The organism is Allobosea sp. FG18, assembly GCF_057809495.1.
In genome coordinates this window covers 1-11,914 of sequence record NZ_JBMDKB010000051.1, presented here as the reverse complement: position 1 = coordinate 11,914, position 11,914 = coordinate 1, and the positions used below count along the sequence as shown (strand labels likewise).

The 11,914-nt window shown below is 57.1% G+C and carries 9 protein-coding genes and 1 pseudogene; 3 read left to right on the top strand and 7 right to left on the bottom strand.

The features are described from left to right. The first annotated feature begins 101 nt into the window (after window positions 1–101). Window positions 102–915: pseudogene (locus ACODTJ_RS28485) on the top strand (IS630 family transposase). A gap of 270 nt (window positions 916–1,185) precedes the next feature. Here the strand turns inward: ACODTJ_RS28485 and bhcD are convergent. Genes bhcD through bhcB form a run of 3 tightly spaced genes read right to left on the bottom strand, consistent with a single transcriptional unit; the run spans window position 1,186 to window position 4,295 of the window. Next, window positions 1,186–2,151: an iminosuccinate reductase BhcD gene (gene bhcD, locus ACODTJ_RS28480; RefSeq protein ID WP_488851524.1), complete on the bottom strand. Its 966-nt coding sequence runs from the start codon at window positions 2,149–2,151 to the stop codon at window positions 1,186–1,188. A gap of 19 nt (window positions 2,152–2,170) precedes the next feature. Beyond that, window positions 2,171–3,334 carry a 3-hydroxy-D-aspartate aldolase BhcC gene (bhcC, locus tag ACODTJ_RS28475; RefSeq protein WP_488851522.1) on the bottom strand — a complete coding sequence of 388 codons (1,164 nt, stop codon included), beginning with the start codon at window positions 3,332–3,334 and terminating at the stop codon, window positions 2,171–2,173. Between the two features lie 13 nt (window positions 3,335–3,347). Further along, on the bottom strand, window positions 3,348–4,295 hold the full coding sequence (gene bhcB, locus ACODTJ_RS28470) for a beta-hydroxyaspartate dehydratase BhcB (RefSeq protein ID WP_488851520.1): 948 nt from the start codon (window positions 4,293–4,295) through the stop codon (window positions 3,348–3,350). A 105-nt stretch (window positions 4,296–4,400) separates the two neighbouring features. Between bhcB and ACODTJ_RS28465 the strand changes: the two genes are divergently transcribed. After that, window positions 4,401–5,213 carry an IS5 family transposase gene (locus tag ACODTJ_RS28465; protein ID WP_047170150.1) on the top strand — a complete coding sequence of 271 codons (813 nt, stop codon included), beginning with the start codon at window positions 4,401–4,403 and terminating at the stop codon, window positions 5,211–5,213. Between the two features lie 139 nt (window positions 5,214–5,352). Here ACODTJ_RS28465 and ACODTJ_RS28460 read toward each other — a convergent pair whose 3' ends face one another. The 3 genes from ACODTJ_RS28460 to ACODTJ_RS28450 all read right to left on the bottom strand — a co-directional run bounded on the left by ACODTJ_RS28460 (window position 5,353) and on the right by ACODTJ_RS28450 (window position 9,964). Beyond that, entirely contained in the window at window positions 5,353–6,798 is a 1,446-nt protein-coding gene (locus tag ACODTJ_RS28460; protein ID WP_488851518.1) for an NAD-dependent succinate-semialdehyde dehydrogenase, read from the bottom strand. Next, window positions 6,795–8,177 (bottom strand): aminotransferase, encoded by a 1,383-nt coding sequence (locus tag ACODTJ_RS28455; protein ID WP_488851516.1) that lies wholly within the window; start codon window positions 8,175–8,177, stop codon window positions 6,795–6,797. Before ACODTJ_RS28455 ends, ACODTJ_RS28460 begins: the two co-directional genes overlap by 4 nt. 791 nt (window positions 8,178–8,968) lie before the next feature. Continuing rightward, window positions 8,969–9,964, bottom strand: coding sequence for a polysaccharide deacetylase family protein (locus ACODTJ_RS28450; protein WP_488851514.1), 996 nt, complete (start codon window positions 9,962–9,964; stop codon window positions 8,969–8,971). Between the two features lie 185 nt (window positions 9,965–10,149). Here ACODTJ_RS28450 and ACODTJ_RS28445 point away from each other — a divergent pair, with 185 nt between their 5' ends. Beyond that, complete coding sequence (locus tag ACODTJ_RS28445) at window positions 10,150–11,043, top strand: LysR family transcriptional regulator (protein ID WP_488851512.1); 894 nt, start codon at window positions 10,150–10,152, stop codon at window positions 11,041–11,043. A gap of 197 nt (window positions 11,044–11,240) precedes the next feature. On the opposite strand, the gene ACODTJ_RS28440 is transcribed toward ACODTJ_RS28445, so the two are convergent. Beyond that, the gene (locus tag ACODTJ_RS28440) at window positions 11,241–11,843 is read right to left on the bottom strand and encodes an NAD(P)/FAD-dependent oxidoreductase (protein ID WP_488851526.1); all 603 of its coding nucleotides are present in this window, start codon (window positions 11,841–11,843) and stop codon (window positions 11,241–11,243) included. Window positions 11,844–11,914 lie beyond the last annotated feature (71 nt).

Sequence of the window (11,914 nt, the reverse complement as noted above, 5' to 3'; positions counted from 1 at the left end):
AACGGTGGCCGGATATTGATCGGAATGCCGGCCGGCTTCACGTCGGAATCCGCAGCCAGATCCAGCCTCTGATTCAACATCCGCTTTGGCGGAGGTTGATAATGGCGAGAGCGTTCGGCGAGTATTTGCGGTTGCGTGTCTTTAAGGCTGCAGACGAGTAAGTCAGGCGGCAACACGTTTCGGCATCGGGTATCGAGCGCGATCGGCTGGATCGCCCGGGCGAGGATCGGAGAGTTGGCACCCCGACAACAAGGATGCCGACGCGGCTCGCGCCTTGAGCGACTGGCTTGATGGGAACGGCTGGACATTCAAAGAAAGACCGCACATGCACTGGAGCAGGAGCGTCCCGACATCCTGAAGCGCCGCCGCGATTGGTTCGCTGGTCAACTAGATCTCGATCCGGCCAAGCTGGTCTTCATCCACGAGACCGACCTGTCGACGAAGATGACCCTGTGTGGACGGTCACCGCGCGGCGCACGTGCCGGGCGGGCGGGCCGCACGGCCATTTGAAGACAACCACCTTCAGCGGCGCGTTGCCGCTGATCGGAATGACAGCGCCCTCCGTCTACGACGATGCGATGAACGGCAGCGTGTTCCACGCCTATGTCGAGCAGGTGCTGGTCCCGACCCTGTCGGAGGGCGACATCGTCGTGATGGATAAACCTGCCTGCCCACAAGGCCGCCGGGATTCGCGCCGCGATTGAAGCAGTCGGCGCAACGCTTATGTTCCTGCCAGCCTATAGTCCCGATTTTAACTCAAACGAGAACGCCTTTGCCAAGCTCAAGGCTCTGATGCGTGCAAAGGCCGAGAGCACGATCACCGCCTTATGGGACACCGTCGGTTCTTTCGTCGAACTCTTCTCGCCAGCCGAATGCGCAAACTACTTTAAGGCAGCAGGGTATGAGCCGGATTAAACCGGACATGCTCTAATCGTGCAGGCTGCTGCCTGGCTTGAACCCTATGCATGCCAAAGGTCGGAGGGAGGGCTCTGTCGGCTGCCACCGCAGTGGTCGTCGCGCCGGAGGCCGAGCAAACCATGCCGGCCGACACATTGCTCCGCGCGAAGGCAGCGTAGACAATAACCGCCGTGGTTCCCTGCCCGCCAAATAGGGCCGCTCGATTGCCCCTCTCGATGTTCAAAGAGTCTGGCGCACGAGCGGCCGTCCCGGGTTGGGCACACCGGGCTAAAGCTCGACCTCAATGGCTATTCCGCGTTCGACTGCGATCTGTGCCGCTGCCGAGGCGACTGCTAGGTCTTGGAGAGCAACCCCTGTGCCGTCAAACAAGGTGATCTCGTACGGACTTGACCGTCCCACGTGTTCTCCAAGCAACACCGAGCCGATAGGCGTGATGCGAGCCCTATCCAGAATCCCCTCGGCCACGGCATGCTGGCACTCGCCGATGGTTGCCGACTGTTCCACTTCGTCCGCGAACACCGTCGCCGACGCAACTAGGGCAGCCTCGACTTCCTGCTTGCCCTTCGTGTCCGTCCCCATGCACGCGATGTGGCTTCCGGGTCGAACCTGCGACGCTTTGAGTATCGGTCGAAACGAGGACGTGATGGTGATGATGACGTCACCTTCAGCTCCGAGCCTGTCCAGATCAACAGCCTCAAACGGCAGCCCCCGTTCGGAGGCCACGGCCTGCAGCCGATCCAACAATTCCGGCTGGATGTTCCAGCCGACCACCCGCTGAAAGTCGCGCTGCATCAATGCAGCGCGCAGCTGGAAAGTGGACTGGTGGCCGGCACCGATAATGCCCAACACCTTGGCATCTTGCCGGGCGAGATGCTTGATCGATATCGCGGATGCGGCCGCGGTTCGCAATGCGGTCAGGAGATTCCCGCCTATCATCGCATGGCATTGGCCGCTGGCTGCGTCGAAGAGGAGAACCGTTGATTGGTGATTGGTAATGCCCTGCTCGGCGTTGGCCGGCCAGAAGCCGCCAGCCTTCAGCCCGAGCGTCGAGCGCTCGTGGTCGAAGCCGGCCTTGACCCCGAAAAGCGCGCCACCGTTGCCGATCGGCTCGCGCACAACGGGAAAGTTCAGGCCAGACCCGCTCGCCATCGCGGCGAAAACCCGCTCGACGGCTTCCACACATTCCTCAAAGCCGATCAAGCTCGAAATGGCGCTCTCTGGAACGATGATCATCCGAAGCCCCCAGCCGTGTTCAGAATGCCTTGCCGCGGGCGGAGACTGGCCACAATGCCTCGACCTTGCCGTTTCGAACTCCGACATACCAGTCGTGCACGTTGCAGGTCGGGTCGCAATGCCCCGGAACCAGGCGAAGCTTCTCATTGATTTTGAGCACGCCATCGGGGTCATCGATGACACCATGCTCGTCTGAGCACTTCACGTACTTCACGTCTTCGCGGCCGAATATGAACGGAAGCCCAGAGTCGACCGACTGCGCTTTCAGTCCAGCATCGCAGATCGCCTTATTCGACTTGGCGTGGCTCATCACACTGGTCAGGATGAACAGGGCGTTTTCCCATTCGGCGCTGTCTATGCGGGCCCCGCTTTTGTTTTGGATGCGGCCATAGTCAGCGTCCATGAACGCGTAGCTGCCGCACTGCAGCTCGTTGTACACCCCGGAATTGCTCTCGAAATAGTAGCTACCGGTGCCGCCTCCGCTGACGAGTTCCGGCTTTAGCCCTTCGCCCTCAAGCGCCGAGACGACCTCCCTCACGAGCGCTATTGCGATATCCAGCTTGCCTTTGCGGTCCTCATAGCCCTCCATGTGCTGCATCGCGCCTTGGTAAGCCTGCAGCCCGGTAAACTTTAGGCCCAGAGCTGCATCGATCGCCTTGGCAATCTCCACCGCGGCGGAGGCAGTGGTGATGCCGCACCGCCCAGCACCGCAGTCCACCTCGACGAAGCATTCGATCGTTGTTCCATGCCTCACCGCTGCTGCCGAGAGGTCATGGACGTTGGCCACGTCGTCAACGCAGACGATTATCCGCGAACCCAGTTTTGGCAGGGTCGCCAAACGATTGATCTTAGCCAGATCGCGCACTTGGTTGGAAACCAGAATGTCCTTGATGCCGCTACGGGCAAACACCTCCGCCTCTGACACCTTCTGGCAGCATACGCCCACCGCCCCGCCCAGCTCCTGCTGCAGCCTCAGGACATCGACAGACTTGTGCATCTTGCCGTGCGCCCGGTGGCGCATGTTGTGCGTCTTCGCGTAGTCGCCCATTTTCCGGATGTTCCGCTCGAGCGCGTCCAGATCCAGGATCAAGCAAGGAGTCTGAATGTCCTCGTAGCTCATCCCAGGCAGCGCCGGGACATCGTATCCAACTTCAAGACCAGCGAACCGGATATCGTCGACCATTTGTGTCACTCCGTCATTGCCATGGCAGTTTGTCGAGGTTGACATTCCCGCCCGTCAGGATGACGCCCACCCGCTGTCCGGCGAAAATATCTCTGTTTTTCAGAACGGTAGCCAACGCTACGGCGCTGGAGGGCTCGGCCGTTACCTTCAGGTGTTTCCAGATCAGCCCCATCGCATCGATGATCTCCGCCTCAGACACGGTCAGCACATCCGTGACGTACCTTTGAACGAAGTGCCAGGTGAGATCCTTCAGCGGCACCTTGAGACCATCAGCGATCGTGGTCGGCGCGTCGTCGGCGATTATGTAGCCGGCTTTGAAGCTTCTATATGCATCGTCCGCCTGTTCGGGCTCGGCGGCATAGACGCGAACTTTCGGTGACAGATTGGACAGGGTGAGGCAGGTACCCGAAACCATGCCGCCGCCGCCGATCGGGGCAACCACCGCCACCAGACCATCGACCTGCTCAATCAGTTCCCGGGAGCAGGTGGCCTGGCCGGCGATCACACGTGCGTCGTTATATGGATGCACGAACTCGGCCCCAGACGCGGCTACCACCTCGGCAAAGACCGCCTCTCTTGACGAGGTGGACGGCTCGCACTCGACGACCTTCCCGCCAAACGCCCGGACCGCGTCCTTCTTTGCTTGCGGGGCGGTTCTCGGCATGACCACGGTGCAGGGCATACCTCTCCGGTTGGCTGCGTAGGAGAGGCAAGTGCCGTGGTTGCCGGATGAGTGCGTTGCGACACCATTCGCAAGCTGACTAACGGGTAAGGCGAAGACTGCATTTACAGCTCCGCGAGCTTTGAATGCGCCCGCCCGCTGAAGGGCCTCGCATTTGAAAAAAAGCTCAGCCCCTGCGAGCTTGTCCAAGAGCGGTGAAGCTAAGACCGGGGTGCGGAGAACGTAGGGATTGATGCGCTCGTGTGCCGCAAGCACATCTTCCCAACCAGGAATGGCCATGGGTAGCTCCATCTTCTTCCAGATCTTAGAGCCCGTCCCGAAAGGGTTGAGCGACTGGGGCACTCGTGATTCCAAGGGGTTGTTCAGGCCATCTTGGAGCGAGCGATGTGGACCCCAGCCACTCGCCGGCAGCATAGTCGCGCGGGACTTCGATATGAAACGGATTTGACGGATGCGGAGTGGCGGCTGATTGCGCCGTTGCTACCGGCGCCGAAGCGGACGGGCCGGCCGCTCTCCTGGCCGCTGCGCGAGATCGTCAACGCGATCTTTTACGTCATGCGCGGAGGCGTCGCCTGGCGGCTTCTGCCGAGCGACCTTCCGCCCAAGAGCACGGCCTATCGCTGGTTTGCGGCCTGGCGAGACGGGGGCGTGTTCGAGGCTCTCAACCATGCGCTGCTGATGATCGATCGCGAACGCAGCGGTCGGCCGGCCTCGCCCAGCGCCTGCATCATCGACAGCCAGAGCGTGAAAACGAACGAAGCCGGTGGGCCCCGTGGCTACGACGCCGGCAAGAAGATCATGGGTCGCAAGCGCCACGCCCTCGTCGATACCGACGGGCGTGGCCTCGTCCTCTTCGCCCATCCCGCCAGCGTGCAGGATCGCGATGGGGCGGGCCCGCTGCTGGCCGCCTCGCGCCGCCCGTTCCCCTTCATCGAGAAGGTCTTCGCGGACGCTGGCTACCAAGGCCCGCGTGTCGCGACCGCCACCCGCATCGCCGTCGAGATCGTCCGGCGCAAGCCCGATCAAATCGGCTTCGCCGTTCAGCCCCGGCGGTGGGTCGTCGAGCGCTTCTTCGCCTGGATCAATCGAAATAGACGGCTCTGGAAGGACGCCGAAGCCACCATCGCCTCCGCGACGGCCTTCCTCTACGCAGCCGCCGCCATGGTTCTTATCCGCCGCATCGCGCGAGCGTCATGAGTTCCGGGACGGACTCTTAGACAGCTGTGGGGAGGAACAAGGACCGACGTGTGACGGGGATGGCCATGGCCAAGCATTCTAGATCGCCACTACATCGCGACCCTCGAAATCCATGTCGAGGGTCGCTCTTTCGCCTTTGTTAGCCGTCACAGGTAACGCGGTTTACCAGCTTGTAATGCACGAAGGTTTCAAGCCCTTCACGCCCACCCTCGTATCCATATCCACTCTCTTTCACGCCGCAAAATGGCGTATACTCTGATAGTGTCACAGCAGTATTGATGAAAACACCGCCGGCTTCGATACTCTGCACTAACCGCTTCGATCGGACCTCATCACGCGTGAATACGTAAGCCGCCAAGCCATATGGCAACGAATTTGCGAGTTTTACAGCTTCATCTTCATGCTTGAAGCGTACCATCGGAGCCAATGGGCCAAAATATTCTTCCTGCATCACTCGAGCATCGCTTGGCAAATCTACCATCACGGTGGGGCGATAGAAATATCCCGGGCGATCTGCCTTCGCGCCACCACAGAGTATACGTGCGCCCGCCCTCCGAGCGCTGTCGACGTACTCTTCAATCGACCTCAACCCCCTTTCATTGGCGAGTGGACCGACCTGAGTTACGCAATCGATACCATTGCCAAGTTGAAGCTGCTCTGTGCGACGCAAGAACACGTCCACAAATCGATCATAGATATCTGCGTGGATCATAAAGCGGCTTGGCGATGTACAAATCTGACCCGCGTTTGCGAACTTTGCTGAAACCAACTTATCAACGGTATCTTCTATGTCCACATCGGGGAATATCAGTACGGGGCAGTGCCCGCCCAATTCGAGACTGCACGGCTTTAGGTACCGTCCTGCATTTTCAGCGATCTGCTTGCCAACGCGTATGGACCCTGTGAGACTTATCTTACGAACTTCAGGAGCACCAATCAGCCTCTCCGCAATCTCCGCAGGCCGGCCAAACAGTAAGTTTACTACGCCCTTGGGTAAGCCAGCATCATCGAGTGCCTCAACTAACGCCATTGCTGACGCTGGTGTTTCTTCGGATGCCTTCAACACCACCGAACACCCGGCAGCCAACGCCATCGCCAGTTTGCGCCCAGCCAAAACCAACGGGAAGTTCCAGGCTGTAAAGGCTGCAATCACGCCTACGGGCTCCGGCACCAACTGATGCTGTATACCGTCCGGCCGGGCAGGAAAGCTTCGCTCACAAAGCCGAGTGGCTTCCTCTGCGTAATATTCAAATATATCGCAGACCCTTGTAACCTCGAGCCTAGCCTGCGCAACTGGCTTACCCTGCTCAAGTGTAAGGCGGTAAGCTACGGTCTCCGCCTTTTCCCTCAAGATCTCCGCGGCGCGCCGTAAAACATTCCGACGTTCTGTCGCAGGGGCCCGCCTCCATTCAGCGAACGCGCGGCTGGCCGATTTGACTGCACTGTCTATTTGCTCGATGGTCGCCACAGGCAACGAGCCTATGGCCTCGCCCGTTGCGGGATTTACAACTGGGAGCAGCGAGCCTGATGTCGACACCTCCCACTCGCCGTTGATAAAAAGAGCCAGCTCTCGATAGGCGCTCATGCTAGCTCCTTGCCTTTTAGCATGGCGTGCGTGTCGTCGAGAGCCCGGTCAAAACGCGAAAACATCTCATCTACCTCGTCCTCGCTAATAATCAGGGGCGGGCAAAAAGCAACGATATCTCCGATCGACCTCAGAATCACACCGTGTTTGTGTGCAGCCCGCAAGCAATGCGCCCCTGTCCCGACTTCAACTGGGAACGGTGCCTTGGTAGCCTTATTGGATACCAGTTCGATGCCGCCGATCAAACCGACGTGCCTAACGTCGCCTACAAGCGGGTGCCCACGATAACTTTCCAGCCGGCTAGCAAAAACCTTTGCCACGGTTTTAACATGGCCAATAATATTGCGTTTTTCCATAATCTCCAGCGTTTTCAGTGCAGCTGCAGCGGCCACTGGATGTCCGGAGTAAGTGTAGCCGTGAGCGAATACAGAGTGCTTTCTACTTCCCTCAACGATCGGCTGCCACACGCTAGGGGCGATCATTGCCGCTGACATTGGGATATAAGACGCGGTTAGAGCTTTGGCCACAGTGACAATGTCAGGACGCAGGTTGTAAGTTTCGGTAGCAAACATGTTGCCGGTGCGGCCAAACCCGCAGATGACCTCGTCTGCAACAAAAAGAATTTTATTCTCCTTGAGAAGAGGCTGAAGCTTTTCAAAGTACCCCTTTGGAGGCGGGAGCACTCCTCCACCCGCTATGACCGGATCCGCAACAAACGCCGCTATTGTGTCCGCACCCTCGCGCTCAATCAGGTCGCGCACTTCGGCGACACAACGATCGCTGAACTGCTCTTCGCTTTCTCCCTCCAGACCTTCTCGGTAGAAGTCAGGGCACATGACTTTAAGGAACCTATCGATCGGAAGGTCGAAATCAGAATGATTGGCTGCCAGCCCGGTCATACTGGCGGTTGCAATGGTTACTCCATGATAACTACGATTCCTGGTGATGATTTTTTTCTTGGCCGGGTAACCAGCCACATTATTTGCATACCAAATGCACTTTATTACCGTGTCATTTATCTCAGACCCGGAGTTTGCGAAAAAGAACTTCGCGTCTGGGATGGGGGAGATCTCTGCAAGGTGGTGCGCGAGCTTTATTAGAGATGGAGTCGATTTGGAATGAAAGCCATGATAAAACGGCAATTGAACCATTTGTTCATACACAGCCTCGGCGATTTCACGTTCGCTAAAGCCGAGCGATGCGCTCCATAGACCGCCAAGCCCCTCGATATATTCCTTTCCGCCAACGTCATAGACTCGGACGCCATCCCCTCGGGATATGATGAGCGGTCCCGCTTGTTCATGCGCGACAAGATTTGAATAGGGGTGGATGAGCAGCGCGCGGTCGGTCTGATCGAGAGAGTTGCTAAGTGATGACATTTAGGTCCTCGGCCTTGAATGAAGCGGATTGCCAATTTTACACGGGGAGCGTCGCGCAGAGATGTTGATGTGGACGGGGATCAACATCAGCAGACCTAGGCGTTTCTCATGAGCATCATATCGGCGGCACCGCGCACAGCAACGCAGTTACAGCACAATATTTTTCTCATGACAACGCAGAATACTGCTTTACCTCCGCTTTGATGCACGCTGACATCATCATTAGACGGCAGTTTTTGTGTTTGCAATAGAGGCCATCAAATTACATTTTCACAGATTATTGCTTCCAACGCTTCTATAATGCCGGATTATGAAGCCAGACATCTCCCCAAAGAAACTTCGCGGTGGATGCCCTTCGGCCAGCACCCTGGGACAGGTGAGTCTGGGGTATACGCGGTGCGCTAGACGCGGGCCCGTCGGCGGTTGCCATTCCCCCCAAAATGGCATCATCGCGGTGCTTCGGTTGGATACTCTTCCGCCCCCCGCCGCCTCGGCCTATCAGAGTTGACGGCAGGGTGCGATGTCATTCGAGAGAAACCCGCGTCGTCCCAAGGCACTATCAGCGCCCGCCCTGCATCCACCCAGTCGCGGCGCAATTTGCCAGCTAGTTCTTCACCGACGGCAGCATATAATCGGTAGGGTCCCCGCAGAAGCGGGTGGAAGATGGCACAACATGCTTCGCTGCCAATGAGCCCTTACGCGTCGCAGCATAGCCGGGGCCTTGCGGCTGACTGCTCGGGAAGCTGGCGCCGCGCCGAGCACTCTGATTGAATGTCTTTTCACCTCTCTCGTCAGCCACGCCTCATCGTAGCAGCTTCTCCAGTAAGCTCGAAGATAGCGCCCTCACAGACAAACGGATCCTGCCTAATTGGTGACTTCCGAACGATCGACACCATTTCTTCTAGCGTTCGGCCAACAAGACGAACCTCCTCTTCTTCAGCAGCCTGAGCTAGAGCGTCGAGCATAAGGGCGAGTCGGACCGTCGCTGGATCGGCGGAATTAGTGTAATCATACTGGTTATGAGTTATGACACTAACGATCGGCGCGCACGGGCCACGTTCCTTTATTTGTCGAAGGATGTTTGATGCAATCGACTTCCACTCCACTCCATATTGTTCGGGCCAATCAATATCGGGGCGCAGATCAGCATACATCTTTCGACCATTGCGACCCGTTAGCAGCTTGGAGAAATCCATCGCAAGTGGAACGTTTACGAAATCTAGTTCGCCTCGGACAGACCGAAACTGGTCGTGCGCACGATGCGGGTCCGGTTCCGCACCACACCAGATAGCCCGCATCTCCGGCATCTCCCGGCCCGGCGCCGAACACGAACCCCCTTCGTAGCCCAGTTCCTGCAAGACACGAAAGATTGCGTCATTAGCCGAAAACGTGCCTGGCCGAAAATACAGCGGCTGTGATCCGATCGCTTCGGTCCAGACAGAAGACGCGTCAGAAAGCAGCTCACGTTGTTCGTTCTCGCTCAAACACCCAAAGTGAGCCAGAAACCGCTCGCCTGCGAACCTCCACAGGGAATATTTCCAAGGATGCATATGGAGCCCAAGGCACGCGCCCTTGTCACGCAGTGAGCGAAATAAGTCAGCCTGCGCCACCGCGGCCTCGGGGTGCACGAAGAATGTCACAGGGTAGCCGCGCTGCATTCCGCGGTCCCAGTATCCCCGGACCGCAAGTTCGCCGAAATCCCAATCGGCCGGCCCTGTGGCCGAGGAATGAGTGGTTGCCGTCGTCGGCTCCACGTCCATGGTCAGCAAAACTCCGACCTCAAGCATTATGCAGTCCTTTCGGGAAGTCTTGGGGTATAGGGGCCTTGCCGTCCGATATCCCAATGTTATCATTGTTAACGAGCCGGGGTTGCTAGGCAACCGGGCGACGAAATCACAATGCATCACTAGCGCGCATCGGTCAAATATCGCTTCAATATGGGATTCCCCATATATCATAACATGAGGTTATAATGATAAATGATTTTCGCCAGATTGAAGCTTTCATCGCGGTGATGTCATGCCGGACATTGTCCGAAGCTGCAGAATCATTGGGAATAAGCCAACCTGCAGTAAGTAACCTTATATTTCGCCTCGAAAAGAACGCTGGCATCGCGCTATTTACTCGGTCTGGTAATCGGTTACGCCCTACCGAGGAGGCAAGAGTTCTGCACGGAGACGCCGTCATTGCGATGAACGGACTTGCCTCTGTGAATCAAACGCTCACTGACTTGACAAGTGATAGCGCTAGTATCGTGACTGTGCATGCTCACCCCGCTGCTAGTCTGGGCTGGCTCCCACAGGCAATTGCGACCGTCAGGCAGGAGTATCCAAATACTAGGTTTCGCATATCGACCAAAGGGTCCAATTTACTCTGGGACCTCACTCATTCCCCGAACGCAGATATATTGATCGCTGAAACTCCGATCGATGTAAACCATAACTTAAATAATGTTCATCGGTTGAGATGTGCAGCTGTGCTGCCCCGCGGTCATGAACTCGAGGATAAGTCCTATCTCACTCCTGCGGACATACAGAAGTATCCGTTTATCTCACTAACTCCCTGGCAACCGACGTATTCAAAGGTCTTAAACAGAATAAGCATGGCTGGTCCCAAGCTCAACATTGTTTGCGAGTGTGAGTTTTTCGCAGGTATAATGGGATTAGTAGCCAGCGGTGCGGGCCTTTCGATCGTTGAGCCAATAGCAGCACACTCGTGTTTGTATCGCGACTTTGTAACCATTCGTGAATTTCGTCCTGCAATATACTACGAGGTAATGGTTGTTTCGACCGCTCAAAATGGCCGTAGCCTTCCAGCACGGCGCCTTCTGACCGCTGTTCTTGACCTTATGAGCCCTCATGCCTAAATCGTAGGCCACGTTGCTCAATCCTCGCGGTTGCAATTCGTGGCCACCAATGGGCAAATCACAGCCACTGGCGATTGTCGGCGATGGTGATCAACTGGGTGGTAAAAACGCTCAAGCGATAGTAGCTACGCCATCTCTTGTTCACTGCGCTGCCAGTTATATCGGGCGCGAACACCAACAGAGAGCAAGGTTCCGCGTTAAAAGCGATCTGGTCTAAAATGGGAAATGTCGATACTCGGTGCCCTTCCGGAAATCAGCGCTGAGACGATTTCCCCAGTCTTTGGTGCCGTCGTCATGCCGATATGGCCGTGACCGAAGGCGTAATAGACATTCCGGGACCTTTTAGAGCGACCTATGACTGGCATGGAATCGGGCAAGCTTGGACGAAAACCCATCCACTGTCTGATTGCGGACATGTCGAAATTCCGGCGAAGGTGCGGAAGCAGCCTCTGGGCACCCGACAAAAGCGCATCTGCCCTTCGCCAGTTTGGGCCTGCGGAAAGGCCAGCAAATTCGACCGTTCCGGCTAGGCGTAGGCCGTCCGCCATGGGGGTCACTATAAACTTACCTTCAGCGTCGGTAATAGGCAAAGTCGGGAGGGCATCGGTGTCTAACAGATAGAGATGATATCCTCGTTCGGTGTCGAGGGGTATACTATCCCCCATTGCAGCGGCGAAATGCTTCGAGAAAGCGCCAGTTGCTATCACAACGTCATCCGCGACCATGTCCCCGCCTTCACCTTTCACGGTCAAGCGGCCATCCGCCAGAAGCTCAATTCGTAATATATCTCGGCGTACTATCGTGCCGCCTCCTTGTAGGGGTCAGAACATGAGTTGTGCAAAATCGTACGCTAAGGTCGAACGGAGCATGA

Coding starts and splice junctions, on each gene's coding strand:
- bhcD (WP_488851524.1), bottom strand. CDS start 2,151: ATGATCATCGTTCCAGAGAGCGCCATTTCGAGCTTGATCGGCTTTGAG.
- bhcC (WP_488851522.1), bottom strand. CDS start 3,334: ATGGTCGACGATATCCGGTTCGCTGGTCTTGAAGTTGGATACGATGTC.
- bhcB (WP_488851520.1), bottom strand. CDS start 4,295: ATGGCCATTCCTGGTTGGGAAGATGTGCTTGCGGCACACGAGCGCATC.
- ACODTJ_RS28465 (WP_047170150.1), top strand. CDS start 4,401: ATGTGGACCCCAGCCACTCGCCGGCAGCATAGTCGCGCGGGACTTCGA.
- ACODTJ_RS28460 (WP_488851518.1), bottom strand. CDS start 6,798: ATGAGCGCCTATCGAGAGCTGGCTCTTTTTATCAACGGCGAGTGGGAG.
- ACODTJ_RS28455 (WP_488851516.1), bottom strand. CDS start 8,177: ATGTCATCACTTAGCAACTCTCTCGATCAGACCGACCGCGCGCTGCTC.
- ACODTJ_RS28450 (WP_488851514.1), bottom strand. CDS start 9,964: ATGCTTGAGGTCGGAGTTTTGCTGACCATGGACGTGGAGCCGACGACG.
- ACODTJ_RS28445 (WP_488851512.1), top strand. CDS start 10,150: ATGATAAATGATTTTCGCCAGATTGAAGCTTTCATCGCGGTGATGTCA.